The organism is Bacillus sp. JJ864 (assembly GCF_036963045.1).
Classification (GTDB): domain Bacteria; phylum Bacillota; class Bacilli; order Bacillales; family Bacillaceae_G; genus Bacillus_A; species Bacillus_A pseudomycoides_C.
Window position 1 is genome coordinate 215 of sequence record NZ_JBALLY010000085.1, and the last position, 19,763, is coordinate 19,977.

The 19,763-nt window shown below is 29.8% G+C and carries 21 protein-coding genes; 2 read left to right on the forward strand and 19 right to left on the reverse strand.

Annotated features, from left to right (window positions below; translation table 11 throughout):
• The 5 genes from V7024_RS14195 to V7024_RS14215 form a co-directional block, all read right to left on the reverse strand.
• Positions 1-291 (reverse strand): hypothetical protein (locus V7024_RS14195; protein WP_335521077.1); only part of this gene is annotated, 291 nt, incomplete at its 3' end.
• 297 nt (positions 292-588) lie between these two features.
• Complete coding sequence (locus V7024_RS14200) at positions 589-1,059, reverse strand: hypothetical protein (protein ID WP_335521078.1); 471 nt, start codon at positions 1,057-1,059, stop codon at positions 589-591.
• 150 nt (positions 1,060-1,209) lie between these two features.
• Positions 1,210-1,725 carry a single-stranded DNA-binding protein gene (ssb, locus tag V7024_RS14205; protein ID WP_335521079.1) on the reverse strand — a complete coding sequence of 172 codons (516 nt, stop codon included), beginning with the start codon at positions 1,723-1,725 and terminating at the stop codon, positions 1,210-1,212.
• Between the two features lie 60 nt (positions 1,726-1,785).
• The gene (locus V7024_RS14210; protein WP_000431615.1) at positions 1,786-2,007 is read right to left on the reverse strand and encodes a hypothetical protein; all 222 of its coding nucleotides are present in this window, start codon (positions 2,005-2,007) and stop codon (positions 1,786-1,788) included.
• A gap of 77 nt (positions 2,008-2,084) precedes the next feature.
• Positions 2,085-2,390, reverse strand: coding sequence for a hypothetical protein (locus V7024_RS14215; protein WP_335521082.1), 306 nt, complete (start codon positions 2,388-2,390; stop codon positions 2,085-2,087).
• Positions 2,391-2,842: 452 nt separating this feature from the next.
• Between V7024_RS14215 and V7024_RS14220 the strand changes: the two genes are divergently transcribed.
• On the forward strand, positions 2,843-3,304 hold the full coding sequence (locus V7024_RS14220) for a hypothetical protein (RefSeq protein ID WP_335521084.1): 462 nt from the start codon (positions 2,843-2,845) through the stop codon (positions 3,302-3,304).
• 39 nt (positions 3,305-3,343) lie between these two features.
• On the forward strand, positions 3,344-3,658 hold the full coding sequence (locus tag V7024_RS14225; protein ID WP_335521085.1) for a hypothetical protein: 315 nt from the start codon (positions 3,344-3,346) through the stop codon (positions 3,656-3,658).
• A 333-nt stretch (positions 3,659-3,991) separates the two neighbouring features.
• Here the strand turns inward: V7024_RS14225 and V7024_RS14230 are convergent, their stop codons facing one another.
• The 14 genes from V7024_RS14230 to V7024_RS14295 all read right to left on the reverse strand — a co-directional run bounded on the left by V7024_RS14230 (position 3,992) and on the right by V7024_RS14295 (position 19,656).
• On the reverse strand, positions 3,992-4,291 hold the full coding sequence (locus tag V7024_RS14230; RefSeq protein WP_335521086.1) for a hypothetical protein: 300 nt from the start codon (positions 4,289-4,291) through the stop codon (positions 3,992-3,994).
• A 750-nt stretch (positions 4,292-5,041) separates the two neighbouring features.
• Positions 5,042-5,326 (reverse strand): AbrB/MazE/SpoVT family DNA-binding domain-containing protein, encoded by a 285-nt coding sequence (locus V7024_RS14235; RefSeq protein WP_335521088.1) that lies wholly within the window; start codon positions 5,324-5,326, stop codon positions 5,042-5,044.
• Between the two features lie 109 nt (positions 5,327-5,435).
• Positions 5,436-8,081, reverse strand: a complete 2,646-nt coding sequence (locus V7024_RS14240; RefSeq protein ID WP_335521090.1) for a VirD4-like conjugal transfer protein, CD1115 family — start codon at positions 8,079-8,081, stop codon at positions 5,436-5,438.
• Positions 8,071-10,401 carry an ArdC-like ssDNA-binding domain-containing protein gene (locus V7024_RS14245; protein WP_335521092.1) on the reverse strand — a complete coding sequence of 777 codons (2,331 nt, stop codon included), beginning with the start codon at positions 10,399-10,401 and terminating at the stop codon, positions 8,071-8,073. Before V7024_RS14245 ends, V7024_RS14240 begins: the two co-directional genes overlap by 11 nt.
• Positions 10,402-10,421: 20 nt before the next feature.
• Entirely contained in the window at positions 10,422-10,604 is a 183-nt protein-coding gene (locus tag V7024_RS14250; protein WP_001086018.1) for a hypothetical protein, read from the reverse strand.
• Between the two features lie 61 nt (positions 10,605-10,665).
• Complete coding sequence (locus tag V7024_RS14255) at positions 10,666-12,234, reverse strand: replication/maintenance protein RepL (RefSeq protein WP_335521096.1); 1,569 nt, start codon at positions 12,232-12,234, stop codon at positions 10,666-10,668.
• Between the two features lie 16 nt (positions 12,235-12,250).
• Positions 12,251-12,643, reverse strand: a complete 393-nt coding sequence (locus tag V7024_RS14260) for a hypothetical protein (protein WP_001005329.1) — start codon at positions 12,641-12,643, stop codon at positions 12,251-12,253.
• Positions 12,644-12,808: 165 nt separating this feature from the next.
• A complete protein-coding gene (topB, locus tag V7024_RS14265; RefSeq protein ID WP_335521100.1) occupies positions 12,809-15,034 on the reverse strand; it encodes a type IA DNA topoisomerase in 2,226 nt (741 codons plus the stop codon).
• Positions 15,035-15,113: 79 nt separating this feature from the next.
• Entirely contained in the window at positions 15,114-15,512 is a 399-nt protein-coding gene (locus tag V7024_RS14270) for a hypothetical protein (RefSeq protein WP_098634719.1), read from the reverse strand.
• 85 nt (positions 15,513-15,597) lie between these two features.
• A complete protein-coding gene (locus V7024_RS14275) occupies positions 15,598-16,155 on the reverse strand; it encodes a thioredoxin family protein (protein WP_335521104.1) in 558 nt (185 codons plus the stop codon).
• Between the two features lie 19 nt (positions 16,156-16,174).
• Positions 16,175-16,369 carry a hypothetical protein gene (locus tag V7024_RS14280; RefSeq protein ID WP_098634717.1) on the reverse strand — a complete coding sequence of 65 codons (195 nt, stop codon included), beginning with the start codon at positions 16,367-16,369 and terminating at the stop codon, positions 16,175-16,177.
• Positions 16,370-16,386: 17 nt separating this feature from the next.
• Positions 16,387-18,063 (reverse strand): hypothetical protein, encoded by a 1,677-nt coding sequence (locus V7024_RS14285; RefSeq protein ID WP_335521107.1) that lies wholly within the window; start codon positions 18,061-18,063, stop codon positions 16,387-16,389.
• 106 nt (positions 18,064-18,169) lie between these two features.
• Positions 18,170-19,372, reverse strand: a complete 1,203-nt coding sequence (locus tag V7024_RS14290) for a conjugal transfer protein TrbL family protein (RefSeq protein WP_001080600.1) — start codon at positions 19,370-19,372, stop codon at positions 18,170-18,172.
• On the reverse strand, positions 19,372-19,656 hold the full coding sequence (locus V7024_RS14295; protein WP_335521109.1) for a hypothetical protein: 285 nt from the start codon (positions 19,654-19,656) through the stop codon (positions 19,372-19,374). The genes V7024_RS14290 and V7024_RS14295 overlap by 1 nt, the downstream gene beginning before the upstream one ends.
• Positions 19,657-19,763 lie beyond the last annotated feature (107 nt).

Sequence of the window (19,763 nt, forward strand, 5' to 3'; positions counted from 1 at the left end):
CAAACATATCATATAAATTGAAAATATATTCAATGCTCTTTTTCTCACTTCATTTTCTTTCGCTAACATTATTTTAATTGCATTAACTAACATTCCTATGCTTCCAAATAAAATTATAACAACCCTAACAATTTTCCCTGAATCACCCATAAATGATTTTGATACTTCAACCAATTCTTTATTATATGGAATAACAAACGGAACAACTAATAACGCTATTAAAAGACTTAACAATATTATTGGTTTTAATGGTTTTTCTTTTATAACGTGTATTAGTGACTTTTGATTCATTTTCTTCTCGTCCTTTCTTAATAAACTTAAAATTAAACCCAATGTATTAACGATTTGATTAGAATTCACAAGCTAATCGAACCCCACTATTTAGTAAATGTTCTTTGCAATACTTAATATGTTCCTCAATGGTTATTTCAGTACCAACATTTATATACTATAGGTGTCTTTATCCCATTTGCACTAAACTCTGTAAGACTCGTATTCACATTTTTCATCCCCTCTTAACAAAATTTAAATTATATTAAATTAACCAATATTAACGGGCAGACAATACTCCACCTTAAAATTTAACCATTAGGAATTTTCTTTATTTTCTTCACCTACCAATCGCTCCAATTGTTCCTTAAAATGCAAATCTATAATCTTTTTGATTTCTTCAAATTCAGTAAGCGATACATAAACTTCAATTTTTTTATACTTTTCCTCTACATGATCAGTTAACACATGGAAAGCAAAATCCTGAATCTTTTTCAAGTCTTTATAGATAAATTGGATTGCATATATATGGTCTTCACAATGCGTTTCCATCCAACTCATGTCCCATAATCCATCAAATAATTTTTGAACAAAATATGTTTTGCTATCACTGTACATTAAATCCCAATTTTCATCGAAACAATAAGATAAAAAATACATATTACTGTCTAACAATACATTTAATACTCTTTTTTGTGTTTTTGATAAATATGAATTTTTTTGTAAAGCCATTTTCAATTCATCCATATCAGTAATATATTTTTTCTTTTTCATGTTAATAGAGTCCAACGTGATTTCCCCCTTTTATTCCCTTTACAATTTATTTTGTTAATACCTGTTAATACCATTATAGCATAATGCACATTGAATGTATAGTGAATATACATTGAAAAGAAATAAAAAAGGAATCAAGTTAGATTCCTTTTTTTTCAACATTATTTAGAATGGTAAATCATCATCTGATATGTCTATTGGCTGTTTTGAATTAGAAAAATTAGGGTTATGAGGTTGACCTTGTTGACCAAAAGAATTATTATTAAAACCAGAATGGTTGTTATTAAAACCAGAATGGTTGTTATTAAAACCAGAATGGTTGTTATTAAAACCAGAATGGTTCAATTCTGAATTATTACGATTTTTCGGTTCTAAAAATTGTACACTTTCCGCTAAAACTTCTGTTACATAAACACGTTTTCCATCTTGCCCATCATAATTTCTAGTCTGTAATCTCCCATCTACCCCAGCAAGACTACCTTTCTTTAAATAATTCGCAACATTTTCAGCTTGCTTTCTCCATATCACACAATTTATAAAATCAGCTTCTCTTTCTCCTTGCTGGTTTGCAAATGCACGATTAACAGCTAAAGTAAAGGTTGCTACAGCAATACCATTTGGTGTGTAACGTAAGTCAGGATCTTTAGTTAAACGACCAACGAGGATAACACGATTAAGCACTCAAACCACTCTCCCTTTAATTTTCCTATAGATTTATTTACATTTTCACATAATCACTAATTAAATTTTACATTCATCACAATTGCAAGGTTCTATACTTCTAATCATTTCAAGAAGCTGTTGTTGAGTGTCTTCTCTAATGATATGAATCCCATAATCCGCATCACTAAAATAATAGCCTTTTTCTGTATAGCACCAATAACCTTTTTCTGAATCCTTGTAAACTTCTTCAATCTTAGGTTCGTATTTTTTAGGTATTTTTATAGATGTTCTGTTTTCCATTTTGAATACTCCTTATTAATTTTTCCATTTTTTCTAGTTGTATAAGAGGGATCTACATAGACCCCTCTTATACTTTTCTATTCTACAGGCTTAAAAATCACACAATCTGAATAGTCACCTAAAATTTCCGCTCTATATACTTGCCCATTTATTAAAATTAATTCTCCATTTACAATTGGTAAGTATTTACTCATACGTTTTTTATGTTGTTTCTCTTCTTCACTATAAAAAGATTTTATCATTGTACCGCTCTGTAATCCCCATAAAACCCCATCACCTTCTTTTAAATAATCCTGTTGTAAAGATACTTCCCCCTTCACGCCCTCTACTTTGAATTTATTTTCTAAATCGTGGAATCCCTTTGAAATATTTAGTGTTCTCATTTTGCCCCCGCCTTTTTAAGATTTTTTTTGTTCCTTTTATATTAACTAACCTAATTATAACACAATATACATTGAATGTATAGTGAATATATAATAAAAATCGTAAAATAATAAATTTTTAATAGAGTTGAATCAAGACAGATGATATATCAGTTCGTGCCGAAAGCTGTCGTCGTATAGTAATTCGTCCCTCTCTCCAATACAAGGGGCATGAAATTTTTTAATCATTGTGTTTCGTTTATGCTTTCCCTACGCTACGCAACTTGCATTTTCATTGTAGCAAATTGCTCCACTTGTAAAAGCCCAACTCAACATCAATTCTAAAAATTTTCATGCTATTCCCTTGATCTCCGTTCGCTCCTCATTACGTATAAGCCGACAGCTAAACAGAGAAAAACCTTTTAAAACCTTCTCAAAACCCTGTCAAAACCAATACGAAATGAGGAATTTTTATGTTATTACCACAGTTTTCTTTTTATCAATTAGAGATTAAAGACACTCGTCCACAACAAGGTATTACAAATTCCACGATAGAAACATTCATGGGTTATGGAAGTGCTGGATGTAAAGCCTATATTACTATCCAAGATTTCTTAAAAATCAATAACGAAAACGATTTAACCATTATTCATAATGAAGACCGAAATAATCAAATTTACCCTTATACTTGGTCAGGAATTCACAAACACACTTTTGCAAAACTTGAAATAACTATTACTTGCAAGCAATTTGCTGATGCGGAAGACCACTACAGAGTATGTACACATTGTAATGAGATTATGTTCGAAGGGTATTGTATAGACGAAGGACTATATTATTTTTGTTCTGATGAATGCTTGCATACAAAATACACACCAGAAGAATATCAAAAGGCGTATGAAGAAGATTGGGCTTACTGGACAGATTGGCATTAAAAAAATCAAACATCTAAATAATTCAAGGAGGTAATTAACATGCAAGCACCAGTAGTAGTTTTAGTGGAATACGAGTTTTATAACACAGGAGATAGAGATAGTGAAGTATATCTATTTAAAGATATACAAAAGGCTATACAATTTGGAAAAGATTGTACAAAAGATTACTTAGAAGGAAGAAATTTAACGGAAGAGGATTTTCAAAGTGGTTCAGACACATTTGAAATAGATGAAGGTAAAAACAATTACTCTTTTGTATCGTGGGATGACACTGATTTTAATAGATATAATGTTTTTGTTTACAAAGGAGAATTTGAAGATGATAGTCCAACATTAAAACCACCACAAATATAAATTGCATATACAGGCGTAGAGGGGTTTATCCCTTCTACCCTATAAAATATACCTCTGACCCGCTAAAGGGCTGTATGCCCAAAAGAAGTGGCGTGTAAAGGGGCAAAAAGTTTTTTAATCGTTGTGTTTCGTTTATGCTTTTCCTACGTTACGCAATTTGCATTATCATTGTAGCAAATTGCTCCACTTGTAAAAGCCCAACTCAACATCAACTCTAAAAAACTTTTGTGCTATTCCCTTGACACGCCACTACGGAATCCCTGTATGTGGATCACACTCCAAAACCACATACCCATTTATCCACCTTCACCCATTTCAATTCCCCTTAATTTTTCAGCCTAAAAAATCCAACTTCCATTTTCCACAATTTGTACATATAAATATTTCTATCATTACTATTCCCTCTAATTCTTTGAACTTATCCACTGGTATATTTTCCTTTTCTACAGCATACACCTTCAAATCCACATAATCATGTCCACAACCCAATACCTCATTTGATCCATCATATAAAAATGACATTCCTTTATAGTTATCACAAATATATTGAATCAATTTTGTTGAAGGAACTATTTCACTAGATAATACTATCCCCTTGTATTTCGAAATATCCAAATTTGGTTTCTCATTCATAATTTCCCCTCCTTAAAGTTTACTTTTTTAATCTATCATGGAATGTGGCACTATTTACGTCATAATTAAAATTTTCAAAATCAAAGCTAAAGCTTTTAAAGTTTCAGTTTAATATTTAAACTAAATCCAATTAAGAATCAACCAAAATAAAAAGATTTGAAACACCGAAACAACTAAAATTTCATTAAAGAGAATTATCGAATTATAAGCTTCCACCCTATTATTTCGCATTTTATTTCCCCTCACCCTTGATTTGTCTTAACTCAATTTTACTATACACTCAATATATATTCAATATATAAAAGGGACTTTTTCAAAAAGTCCCTGTTCCCTTCATTACTTAATTTGATAAGTACAATCAAAACCTCTTTCATCAAAAAATCTAATGACCTGATAAGGGTTAACAGATACATGTTTACCTATTTTAGAATTCGCTAAATTATATAAAACTGTTATTGCATTTAGTAATTCTTCTTTTAAAAACGAGGTATTTGATTCTTTTAATTTNNTTATGTGTAGAATCTGAAATTAATTTAATCCAAAATTCACAATCTCCTTTTCTATAAGTTAAAGATCTTATTGCAATTAGCGACTCATATAACACTATATATCCTAAATCAAATAATCCTTTATTACATAGTTCTTCCATAGCTTTATCTAAATTAGGAATAGCTCTTAGTTCTATATCTTTATCCACAATAGAAAAACCAAACATAATAACCCCTCACTTTTCAAAAATAACTCTTCGTATTATGAGCGAACCACAAAACTTTCTAATTCTTCTAATAATTTTTTCGCGCCTTCTTTACTTACAATAATTTTCCCATTTGCTACAGCAATATTATTTTTTGTCACTTCCCCTGTTATTGCACATGCTCCATATGGTTCATATTTCTTTAAAATAATTTTCTCGTTATCTTCTACATATATTTCTATTGGATCTTTTTCATTGATACATAATGTTCTTCTAAGTTCCTTTGGAAGTACAATTCGACCTAATTCATCAACTTTTCTAATAATCCCTGTAGATTTCATACTTATCTCCCCTTTATTATAATTTAACCCAATTATACCATTAAATGTATTATTTGTACATTGAATATACATTTAATACACAATTAAAAAAAGAGCTTTTCAGCTCTTTTTAAAACATATTTGCAAATGGATCTGCCGAATCTTTTTTATTTTCAACTTCATTAGAATCCTCTTTTATTTCTGACTCAAATTCGGCAAATGGATCTGATGAATCTTCTTCTTCTTTTTCTTTCTCAAAGTCAGCAAATGGATCTGATGATGATTTTTCAACTGTATCTAAATGGTTTTCAACCATTTCCTCTACAGCAAGTTTTTCTGTTTCCTTAATCACTTCTTCAACAACTACACTCTGATGTATATTAATATCATTTTCACTAGATGTTTGAGATTGTGTTTCCATGTATTCTTGAAGAATTTTTCCGACAAGGCCAGTATCATTTTCAACCATTTCAGCCATTTTACTTTGTGTATCCATTTCTTCTTGTACATAATTACCTAGTAAATTATCATTTTCATCATTTTCTGGATCAATGTCATTTGCTTGTAATTTAGTTTGTAATCTAGCTATATTTTTTATGCCAACATCTTTAATTTTCCCTAAGTTTGCAAGCTTATCATTTTCTTCTATTTCTTCTGAATTTAATTGTTTCATTCTTTTACCCAATTGCAACAGAAGTTCGTTTTTATTCTCAATATCAGAAGATTTTTCTAAGAAATGACCTACAGCACCCATAATTTTTAAACTTGTTTGCTTTTTCGCTTCTAATAATTCTTGTTGTTCACTATTTTCTTCTGTTTCCTCTATATCGCTTACTTCTACAGATTCACGAATTTCTTTTTGATATTCAATTGCTTCTGGATCTAACGCTTGTTCTTTTAACTGTTCTTCTACTATTAGCTTTTTATTATTGAACATTTCACTGAAAGAAGGAGAATCTTCTTTATAATTATTTTCTTCAACATATAATGGATGTTTTTCTACATCTATTAAACGTTTTCTAAATTTATCATAATTATATTTTCTATTTTTTGTAAGTAATTGACCGAAAACTTTATGTTGCCAAGCTTTTTCTACATAACATACGTCATGACCAGCAAATTGTACATAGCACATGTCCCTGTCCATCTTCATTAAATCATTAACTGTAACTAATGGTTTTTTCACTGTTACCATACGTGTTTGAACATTGCTACCTGTACCAGTTGTTTCAGGATAACTAACTGTAGTTTCACCAAATGCTTCACTGAAATACTTAGCTGTACTTTGTTCATTGACCCTAAGAATCAATTTTGTATCATGGTTAGCTATAATGTTTTTCGTTACTTCTTTACCATATAATTTTTCTACCTGACTTAAATCTTGAACAATAGTTGTCATATTAATTAAGTAACTACGACAAAGAGAAAGCGTTTCACTGTAGCCTTCGATTTTACCAATGTTAGGAAATTCGTCCAATAAAAAGTTTACAGGTGTAGGAAGTTGCGAAATAGGACTTTTTCTAGCTATTGTAAAGAATGCATCAATCATTTGTGTAAAGAATGCACTTGTAATACCCATATATGGATTGGTAGGAATAGCTATTTTGATGTATAAAGCATACTTATTATTTACAAAGTCTTCAAATTCGAAATCTGATTTCTTTGTCATTTCACGTATCTTTTCTAATCTGTACAAAGAAATAATACTGTCAAAACTACTTGTTACTGATGAACGCGTTTTACCTGTTAAAGAATTGAAGAAACTTTTCAGTCCTTGCACTCCGACATCCTCTTGATCTTGTTCTTCAATCCATTTCATATAGATTTTTTCATTGGAAATATATTTATCATATGTGCTAATCAAAGAATCAAAGTTCGCATTTTCTGAACTGAAATTTGTTTTCGTATAAACAATCATATTTTTTAATAGCGTTCTTGCTCTTTCTTGGAAGAAATCTTCTTTTCCATCTGATAAAGCATTTTTCGCTGTAATATTTGCAAGTTTTTGGGCATCTTCATCATTATTTACAAATGACATTGGATTAAAGCCCCATCCCTTAAAATCAACAAAGTCTAATCTACCCACTGTATATCCTTGATCGACTTTCAATTGATGTGTTAAATGCCAGTTTTCACCTTTAACATCGATTACAATCTGACTTTGATTCCGAATATTAATCAAGTTTGGAAATACATGTGTTTGCCCTTTACCAGAACCACTTGGCCCGATAACAAAAACGTTTTTATTATCAATTGTGGTGCTATTTGGAATTACTAAAACTTTTTTTCCAACTTTCGCTAAAACAATACCTTCCTCCATATTCAACACTTTTTTATAACCAATAACTGGCATTGGTGAATATTTTGCTTTGGTACTTAAAATTGAACCCATTAATTTTACTGGATTTTCAAATGTTGCTGAACCATGTACACCAAAATCCGATTCATCATGATATGTTTTCTGGAATATACTTTCTCTTACTAAGTAAGCCCCACCACAAAAGAATAGAACTAATCCAGCTTGTAAAATCATTTTCCCATTTGGATCAGCTAAGATAAAATCATATATTTCTTTACTAAAAAACACTTGCAAGTGGAGTGTCTGGATATCTTTTAAATGTGTTAGTGTATACAGCAATATCGCAATAAGATGTGTACCTAAACCAGTTATCAAGATGATTGGTATGATAGCTGTATAAAAGTGTTTTTTTAACTTTGGTTTCTTCATACAGAACGCCCTTTCTTTATTTAAAAAATGTTTTATTTCATTTTTCAACTACATCTACAGTTTTTTTTTGACTGATTTCAAGTAATTCACTTACTCGATTTTCGCGCTCCGGTAAAGTCAACACCTGTACACCACTTGTATTTTGCAATATCTCTTTCAAGTCAATTCCTTTATCCTTTTGTATAAAGTATGGGAAGTTTCCATTACAATCAGCGATTAAAACATCTTTTTCGCTATTCCCACCTTTAGCATTAAAACGATAAGAAGGAACTTCTTGTTTCGATAACACTTTATCACATTTATTTATTGTCAAAGAACTATCCAATTTACTTATTTCTAATAAATGATTTAGTCTATCATTCAAATAAGATTCATAATGATGTTCGGTACTTTCTTTTCCTTTAGAGCTTATTTCAGCCAAATTTAAAGCGGATATATAGGCTTGATCCTTATCTTTTTCTCTGGTTAAAATAATTGTTTTTTCATCTACTTGTTCTACAGTTGTAAAATTACTTTTCATTGCACCTATTGTATTATCAGCAACTCGACCAATCGCATCAATTAACATTACATCATAATCTTTTTCATTCATACCTAGCCTTTTAGCGGTTTCTTGATTTTGGCCTATAGTATTCTGTAAAACATTTAATGCATTAATTGAAGGATTATCTTTTAAACATTCAAGCATTGGTACAACAACTCTTTTATCATTCGGCACTTGTACGTCATGAAAATGTCTATTTAAAGTATTTACATCCTCTTGAAACAATTTGCGGTCAATTGATGCATATGAATTTGTTAAATCATTTCTTATTTCTCTATTCATAATCAAATCCACACGTTTCATCATATCGTTTGCAAATTGTATTTGATTATGTGATTTATCAATTGCCATGTAATCATATTGACTTTTAATAACATTTAAATCTTCATTAGCCCCTATGTTTACTTTATTCCCATCACTTATATAAACAGAAATATTATATTTATCATCGTTTTTTTCAATGAAAAACTGATCATCAAAAGATATAGTTTGTTCATTAATATTTGTACCCTTTGATAACAAATTCGTTATCAAATAATCACCTTTTTCAAATTCTTGTTGAGTTATTACTTTTCCACCTTGTATTTGCAATTCGTATTCTTCTTTTGATGGAACAGCTCGAATGAATTGACCAGTAAAGAACGTCATACTCTGTTTATCTAGCAACTCGAAATATGGTAAGTGATCATTCTTAAAAATATCCATATTATCTTTAAAATGTTCTATAAATTCTACTGGAACAGAACTTGTGAACATTCTTTTATAGTTGTTTAATTGCTCACCTTGTTTATTGTGACTATGAATTTCTAACAAGCTTTCAGTTTGGTTATTAGATATATTCGTATCTTCTGACTTATTAATCGGTGCTGGATTTTTAATTTCATTTTCATTATCCTTTAATATTTCTAATTTATGCTTTTCGATAATGTTATCTATACTTTTAACTGTTCCAGCCACCATTTTTTTAATATCAGATAGACCTTGCTTTGCTTTTTCTAAATCTTTTGACCAAGTTGCAATATATCCCACACTATAATCACTTGTATCTAATCCATAATAACTTGATACACAGAAAGCAACACTTTCAGCATGAATTTCTTTTTCACTTCTTGGAACATCTTTAAATGGACTATTTTTCGAATGTAATTGACTATGTGCAAATTCATGGATTAGAGTTTTAAATTTATGTTCAATTGGCAAATCATTTCTGATAACAATGTAATGTTCTGGTATATTATAGTATCCTTTAACACTTGGATTTTTTTCTAAGTAATCTGTATTAACAGAATCATTTACTGGCACTTTAGCATTACTTTGAATAGCATCTTTCACCAGTTTATATAACTTTTCATAATCCATATTTTTTTGTCCTGTTTTTACAGCATGAACAAAATCTTGCGCTCTTGGAATTTCTTTTCCACCAGTTTGACTAACATCAAACACTTTTACAGGAGTAAATCCAAGTAGTTTTTTTGTTACATTAACTTTGTCTTTACCATTTTCATCTTTAATAGGATCTCCATTTTTATCACGAATAATTTCTTTCGTAATTTTATGTTTTGGAGCATAAATGTACAAACCTTTTTGACCACATTGAATATGACGACCCATTTTCTTCCACTGAACAAACCCTTGAATCATTGAAGCTTCTGGTTTTTGGCTATAAATCAATGCAAGATTGTTAATAGAATAACTAGGAAGTCTACTCATAACTTCTAAGAATCGTTTAAAATTCTCATTATTTTTAAACAAATCCTCTAATGAGTTATTTAGCAAATCCTCTACAGCTTTTAGTTTTTCCTTTGATGAATTGAATTCAGCCATTTAATACATCCCTTCCCTATTCACTTTTTAACTAATTCCATATATAACTCCTTCCCTGAACTTTTCTCTAAATACCATGCTACAGTTTCTTTAGATAAATCAAAATTATCATTATCTGAAACTAACCTTAAATCATTTGGTATATGTGTGTGTATTGGTAAATCCGAGCCTGAAATTTCATACCATTCATATTTCTTAGCCATTTTTTCACCTCTTTTTTATTATCAATGAGGGGTGAAGCCCCCCACTGATTAAAACAAAACCCTATCTTTCTATTTCCTCCAATTCTTCTTTAGCATTTTTAGGTTCTTCGACTGATTTTATATTTGGTTTATTCAATTCTTCTATTACTTCATTAGGATAACTTTGAAGCTTACCGATTTTTTCATTATCCGCGATTTCTTTTCTTAGATACCCCTTATACTTTTCAAAAGCATCTTGATTTGTAATCGTAGAAGTTGAGAATTTCTCACCACTTTTTTCTTCGTATGCTTCAAGCTTTTTATTTCTATCCATGAACGCCTGAACTATTTCTAAATCAGTTGCATTAGGGAAGAATTGATCTCCTACTTTATAATCATCTAAAGAATGCAACAATTTACTTTCAGCTTCTTTTACTTCTTTATATAAAGTGTTTATACTCTTTTCTGGTTCTTTATATGGTTCGAATTTCAAATCTTCTTCTAATAATTGATTTTGTTGTAAAGGTTCAAAATACTTTGTAGCATGAGCCAATAGATCGCTTTTATCGTTTAAATAAGAATTGAAATTCTGGATATTTAAATTTTCATCATTAGAAATTAATGTTTCTTTTCTCAATTCAGAAATTGCTTTTTGACGTAAAGCTATAGCTAGATGGGGTTTAGCTACCAAATGACTATCAATAGTATGAATAGATGCTTTATTTATATCGCTTTCTGTTTGTCCTTTGAAATTATCCATTAAATGTTTTTTATACTCTGTTTTATAATCAACAATCGAAAATTCATCCAACTGATTAACAGGAGCTTTTTGAACCTTTTTTTGATCATCATGTTGACTATTTTGTTGAGCTTCCTTTACATTATCAGGACTTTTATTTGGCCTTGCTTGTTCCATCTTTTCATTAATAGCATTTGTTTTGTTGACTATTTTTTGATTAATAGCATTTGTTTTATTAATAATTTTGTTATTTATTTTAACTACACCATCAATCAATTTATTTTTAACATAATTTTTTAAATTGACAGGTGCATCCCTAACAGATCGCGCTTTTTGTTTTAAAGATTCTTTGAAATTGTTAAAGCTTTTTTGTAAAGAACCCTTAAAAGTATTGATTCTATCTTTCCAAGTAACCCCTTTTTCTTTTTGGACATTGTATTTATCCAGCGCATCTTCAATATTTTTCAAGTGTTGCTCTAACAAATTCTTAATATCATCTTTTGTTAGATTAGGAGTATCAGGATTATCAATATCCTTTTCTAATGTTTCTTGAACTTCATGAATACTTTCGTTTATCAAATTTTTAAGCGTAAGATTTTCAAGGCTTTCATTTATTGTTTTTGTATCAATTTCCAAGCCTTGTGGTTTACGAATTTCCTCATTGTGTTCAAATTTTGGATTAACTTGATATATACCTGATTGAACTTTGTTGAAAAACTCTGATTCTTGTAATGCTTTCATTGTTTCAGCAATAGTTCTACTTGAAACGCCAGTCTTTTCAGATATTTCTTTTTGTGTCATATGTAGCTGATTTTCATCGTTGAGGTTATCCATGACAAAATTGAGAACTTGAATTTTTTTATCACCATTTAAATTTAAATCTAAAAGTTCATTCCAATCTTTATTTGCCATTACTTACACCTCCTGTTTATCTTTCCAATTCTTCTTCCACCTTTTGGCTTTGTTCTTGATTCTTATCTTTAAGTTGATGATTTTCAAATTTCATATCTTCTTGAAGTAATTCTTTTTGTTGATCTTTATCAAGATGTCTAACACCATGAGCTAATAAATCACTTTTATCATTCAAATAATCTTTAAAATCTTTATTATTGTTAGCTCTACTATCAAACATTTTCATTTCCGCGATTGCTTCTTGACGTAATTGAAGACTCATTTCAGGTTTATCCATTACATTTGCTAACTGATAATCAACACGATCAATCGAACTTCTTTTAACATCATTTTTTTCAGTGCCTACAAAATTGTTTTCTAAATGCTTCTTGTATTCAGCTTTGTAATCTGTTAATTTTTGTTCATTCATCCTTATCACTCCATGTTTTCAAAATAAAGTTAACCTACTTATATTCTACCACAATATACATTGAATGTACAGTGAATGTATAATAAAAAATCAAAAAAAAGAGAAACTTTTTACAGTTTCTCTCCTTCAACACTACTTTTTTTAAAATCGGAACTGATAAATATATCATTTACTAAAATCAAACTTTAATCCACCTGTTTTTTTATCTGTTAATTTCAATTTTGCCGAAAAATCTTTTTTGTTTGGATCTTTACTCTTGAATCCTTTTATCTCACCAGTAACTCCTTTTTTCAACAATGCTTTAACATTCGCTTCACTTATAGTTTTACCTGAATATTTAGTTGGTAATGAAAATTTACAACCGCTATCATAACCAGTGCAACCATAGAAAACATTTTTAACTTTTTCTCCATCTTTTGTATATTCAAGAGATTTTTTCACAATATCTTTACCACAGTTAGGGCAAGTTTCAATTTTTTCTTTTTCTTCTTGTTCTTTCTTAATTTCCGCGAACGTTGTTTCTTTTTTAATTTTCAATTTTTCTGGCAATGTTTCAATTAATTCTTCCATATAGTTAGTGATTTTTTCTAAGAAAACATCTTGTGAAGCTTTACCGTTATGGATATTTTCTAAATATCGCTCCCAATTCGCTGTCATTTTAGCACTACTAAACAACGTTCCCTTCAAGGATTCACACAATACTTTCCCTTTTGTGGTTGTAACTAATTTCCCACCTGATTCTGTAGATACATATTTAAGCGATTTTAACCTTTCAATAATATCAGCCCTAGTTGCAACAGTTCCTATTCCACTTGTTTTCTTCAAGATTTTTTTATCATCTTCATCTTCAATATCAGGATTCTCCATCAATTCTAACAGTTTCGCTTCTGTCATTCGTTGAGGTGGTTTTGTTTTACCTGAATGCATTTTTAAATCAACATCTACAGGCATAGATTCTATTAAAATCGGAAGACTTTTTTCTCCACCTTCTTCTTTTTCCTTACCTTTTTTCTTCGAATCACTTTTTGAAGGCTCTAGGAAGCTATTTAAGACTTTCCAACCCGAATTAATATCAATTCTACCAGAAGCTATAAATTCAACGTCACGAAGACTTACAGTGGCTTTAGTTACATCATAAATGTAATCACCTAGAAACATTCTTAAATTCGAAATTGCAATCAATTTGTATAGTGCCTTTTCATCTTGTGTTAACCCTTCAATATCTGGTGTTTTCGATGTCACCATTAAAGCTGAATGTTCTTCAACTTTTGAATCGTCCACATATGTCTTGTTCGGATTATCATTTACCCATTCAACTTTAATATCTAATGTTTCAGCAACATCATCACGACATTTTAAAATATCTTTAAATTCGCTTTCTCCAATTACTCTAGAATCTGTACGTGGATAACTAACAAATCCATTGTCATATAAATTTTGCAAGGTATTCAAAACCTTTTTCGCTGTAAATCCATATTTCTTACTAGCTTCTTTTTGTAAATCTGTTAAATTGTACAAAGTAGGTGCTTTTTGGTTTTTTGTACTTTTCTCCACACTCTTAATTCGGCCATGATTTATGCCATTTTTTAAACCTTGTTCTTTTAAAAATTTATTTAATTCTTCTTTTGAATCAAATCTTCTTTTATCTTTTAACTCCACAGGGAAAGTTCCAGATTCAGTCTCCGCTAACCCATGCAATTCAAAAAATGGAGTAGAAACAAATGAATCAATTTTTTGATCCAACTCATAAACCATAAATAACGCTGGCGTTTGGCATCTACCAAGAGAAAAAACTTCAAATTTAGGATAATTATAGTTTTTATTGATTAAAATGGAAATTAAAGGTGAACCATTCATGCCCACAATCCAATCCGCGTACTGTCTTGTTTGTGCTTCTATGTAGTATCCATATGTTTCTTCTTTTTCTTTAAGATTTTCAAATGCTTCACGCATTTTTGAATCAACTAGCTGATCACACCACATACGCTTAATCGTTTTATCTTGTGCATTAGCTTGCTCAATTATGGAGTAAGCAATTAATTCACCCTCTCTTCCAGCATCGGTTGCCACAACCACCTCTTCGCACTTATTTAATAATGATTTTACAATATTAAATTGTTCTTTTTTGGAGCTATCAACTTTTTTCTTAAATTCATTTGTTTTGGGAATTAAAGGCAAATTCTCTATATTCCATTGTGCATATTTTTCACCATATGCTGGCGGAAGTTCTAATTCCACCAAATGCCCTACCCCCCAAGTAATAACAGCACCATTAGGGAATAAAGGATCTTCAACTGATATATACCCTTGTTCTCGTTTAGTTTTTTGGAACACTTTAGAATAAGCTATAGCTTGTTTTGGCTTTTCAGCGAGTATTAGCACGTTTCCCATTTTATAAGTCAGTCTCCTTTATTTTATATTTTATATGGTATAAGTCTTGTTCGACTTTGGGGTTAATAACTATATTTCTTTATTGTTCAACTCTTTGGTCATAATTGTATTTTTTTATCGCTTCTTCTATTGTTTTGGCGTATTTTTCCTCTGTTTGATTTATATAGGTTGGTATTACTTCACCACTATCAAATACTGTTAAATCAAACCTTTCCTCTGTACTTTTGTTATAAAAGCAATAGGCATAGTAAATTGGGATCTCATATAACATCCAACCCTTTATATCAAAGCCCACCTTTTGGATATAAGTAATACAGTTGTTAAAACGAATCAAAAAATCTTTTCCAATCCCTTTTTCATTGAAATAAACTTCATCCTCAATTGCTTCAAAATGTGAAATATATCCTTCTATTTTTGCTTTTCTATGGATATTTAGGCTATTTTTCAATAATTCTTTTGCAATTTCTATCTTCTCCATTCAAATATCCCCCTGTTTATTTTTTAGTTACCTTCTAAACTATTACCCTTTCACCCTCCAAATCGTTCAATTAAAGTCAAAAGATTTATTGAAGAAAATTCTTATAATTCACATCTTGACCAACTTTACGTTCTACTTCTTTACCATTCTCAAATTTAATGACTGTAGGTACTTCTTCTAGGCTATATTTCTTGATTAAATCTTTATAGAATAAAACATTAATTTGAGAATAATTCACTTGCTTTTCTTTCGCGATTTCATTTAGTTCTGGTGCTAATTTATGACAAGCTTTGCAATCAGCTTTAAAAAACATTACATATACTGACTTTTCATTCGAATCTTTTTCAATCTTTTCTTTTAATGTATCCTCATTAATTACATATTTAAAATTAGGATCTTTTAATGTTGATATTGTAGCTGAATCTAAATCTTCTGTTTTGTAAACTGATTCAATCCCATCTTTTGCACTAGGTAAATCGTTTAATTTTGCATAAACTCGACTAAATATAGTACAACCAATGATTAATAGGACACTAGAGAAAAGAAGAATCAAATTGATCCTTCTTCTTCTTCTCTCTCTAGCCCCACTTAGTAAATCTCGTTTTCTTTTTTCAATTTTTTCTTCTTTACTAAGTTTAGCCACTTTTAAAACCCCTTTCCAATTACATTACGTATCCGAAGAATAATAAAACTACACCTACAACACATAATAAAATAGCAATATTTAAAGTTACCTTTTCTGGAAAACGTTTAACTTTTTTATAAAATGAAAATAACAAATATCCCCCCATAGCTAGTAAAAAGCCCAAAACTAGAAAAATATTAGATACCGAAAATATCTCACTAAAAAAATTCATCCCTTTTGTTCTCCAATCTATTTATTCTCTTCTACGTAATTAACAGTTATATAGCGATTTTGAAGTTGTTTATATGCATTATCTTTTCGACCTTTAACCCCATCTAATTTCGTTTGCAACTCTTTTGCTTTATCCCCTTCATTATTTTTAGTGGCATTATCTAATTCTTTTTTTAATTTATTAAATTCACCTTCTAATTGACTATAATTTTTATAATCATTGTTTAATTGTTGTTGAATTTGGGTTAATGCCATTAATTCATTAGTTAATGCAATATCTTCTGTTTTCCTTGCTTTCTTTTCTTTTTCTCTAATAAAGGTTTCCAGTTCAGCTTCTTGATTTGTTAAATAGTAAGCCTTAACAAGTTCATTCGCTCGTCTTTCATTAATTTTCTTTAAACTTCCAGCTATATTAATAACAGATTGATATTCTTTGTTAATTGTAGCTAAATCAAATTTTAATACCTTGTCATCACTAGCAATTACGATTTTTTCAAAGTCCTCTTTACTTTCTTGTTTTTCCTGTTTAGAAATTTTCTTTACAAATTTATCCCCTATTCTATAAGCTGAATCTGGTTCAGTTTTAAGGGCTTTTGTATACTTACCCTGTTCTAAATAAAAATCAATTAAAACTTTTTTATCTTTTTCATCTAAATTGTCATACCCTATATGATCTAAGTCAGCATAAGCCTTTTCTTTATTACCTGAAATATAACTTCTATATGAAGCAATGGTCTTATCTTTAATTTCTTGTTTTTCTTTAGCTTCTAATTCAGTGTTGTTGTTAGTAGCAAGAGTTGGATAATAATAAGCTCCAAACGTTAATACCGCCAACATACTTATAGTTATAATTCCACCTTTAGGAGTTAAAATTTTATCCGCGATTTTCACACCCATTGGGCGAGTATCTTCTTCTAACTGTTGGTTTGAATTACCGCTAGTTTTTAAGCTTTGTTTTAGCTGATCTTTATAATCCACCTGTTCTTCTTTCTCTTTTTTCTTTCTTTTCCCAAAAAATTTCTTTTTAAATTTACCTGATTTTTTCGCTTTTTCTTCTTCTTTATTTTCAATTTTTGTTACTTCCTCATTTATCGCCTTTTCAATTGCTTGCTCAATATCTTCAAGTGTTTTTGAATTCAGGATGGCTTCCGCAAATGCAATAACTTTATCAGATTGATTTATAAAATCATTTCTTTTAGGTTTTGTTGAAATTTTATCTAGCGTTGTTAATCCAATGAAAATTAATGACCTAATTCCATCTACATAACTTCTTTTTATATGTAAAGGGAATCCTTCATATTCAAATAACAATGCCTTGATATTGAATGATTGCGTATCAAATAAGAAATTTTCTTTTTCCCAAAGAATACGTTGGTTTGTTTTAATCTCTATTTTTCCTAATTCAATAAGTGAATTAAAAATTAATAATTGTTGCGAAAAATCATAAAACCTCACATCAATAAAAGGCTTTTTATTACGTAGATCATATTCCATTTCAAAATAATCACCATTATTCCGAAGATCTGTAGAGTAAATAAACAATTCACTCATACCAAATTTTTCTATACCTTGAATATAAGCAAGAGATAAGCTGTCTTTAGTTGCACTGGGACTTAACTTAGAATAAGGAATTTTATATACTCCTTCATTCCCTGAAATTATGATTTCACCGTAACGATTAATAACCCTTTGCACATTCCGAACCTCCAATACTTTATAGGATTTGTATATAAATATCATACCACAAAATATAAAGAATGTATAGTGAATATACATTCTTTATATATTGAATATACTATTTTTATCTTCTAGATAAATATCTAGTCACTGATTTAGCTCCACTCATCATAGCTCTACCACTACCTGAACTATTACCGAACTGTCCTAATAATGAAGGGATTGTAATTGCTACAATGAAAAATGCAATACCGGTGATTGAATCCGTTAATGTTGTTACAGGATCAAAACTTAAATGAGCGAATGTTCTAATTCCAAGAACAACACATAAAGCTTGTAACCCCATTGTTAATAATCTAGAAATCAGAACTCTCAACCAAACATTAAAGAAATTGTATTCTGTATTTAACATTGTCGTAATTGCAACAGGCCCTGTTACATACAGAACACTGATTAAAGCTATAGAGTAATACATTTGTAGAATTAAGACTAAAATTAAAACAGCCACAATTGCTAAGAAAATAATTGTCATACTAAATGAACCCATAAACATCATATTCAATGACATTAATCTTCCTACATTTTCTGTAGCTGATAATCCAGCCATCAATGGATAATTGACTAAATATTGAATATTCATTATAGCTTTAAAGAAAGAAACATATCCAAACACTAAAAATCCAGCAATTACAAAGGTTATTACTTTTTCGTTTCCTTCTTGTGTAGCACTTTGCATATCTGTTAAACGCAAAGCAACCATTTTAAAGATTTGGAATATAAAGAATAATAATAGTAAACCTCTTGTGATTGCACGAAATGCACTTAGATAATCATTTAAAATGTTGTTTTGTAAAATATCTGATGGTTTTAAAACAACCTTTGAAAAAGGAATCATAGTCCAATTAATAATACTAGTTGTCGAACCATACACAACATTTGTAATATGACAAGAAACTTCTGTCCAACCACAATCAAATTCACCTTTTACATAATTTAATTTTTTAATTAAATCAATATCTGGATCAGCCGAGCCTTTGCCAGTAACTTTTTCCCTAGCTTCTTTCCACTTTTCAATTTCATCTTTATAAGCATCATAAAGTTTACCTTTTCCTTCTGGAACTTCTTTTAGTCCAGATCCATCAAATTTGTTTTCTTTAAGATTCTTATCCATTTCACTCTTCAATGTTCCTTCATCCCTATTCAACGCATCATCGGCCGAGGTACTACCACCACCAGTTTCAACAGCATAGGTTGGGAGGGAGAAAGAAAACGAAAATACTAAGATAAATACACTCAAAATCACTTTGATCCATCTTTTTCTATTCATTACAATAATCCTTTCCATTGCGGAATCCAGAAAAATATCAAGCTTCCAACAAGAGTTATTGCTATAAATCCTATACAACAATAGAAACAAAATAATTTAAATCTAAATTTTTCTAAATGCTCTCTTAAAAAATCATTTTCTGTTTCTACCTCTTCATTTAAACCATACCTTGTCATCATCCTACTTTTTTCATAATTTACTGGGACAACAAACAATTTGTACAACACTTTTTCTAATAAAATACTAAACTTACTTTTATAACCATTAAGATCACTTTTATTCACAACCAACACCTCCGATACTATGTAGGATTAATATACAATCATTATACCACATTGTATATAGAATGTATAGTGAATATACAAAGAATATATATTCACTATACATTCTA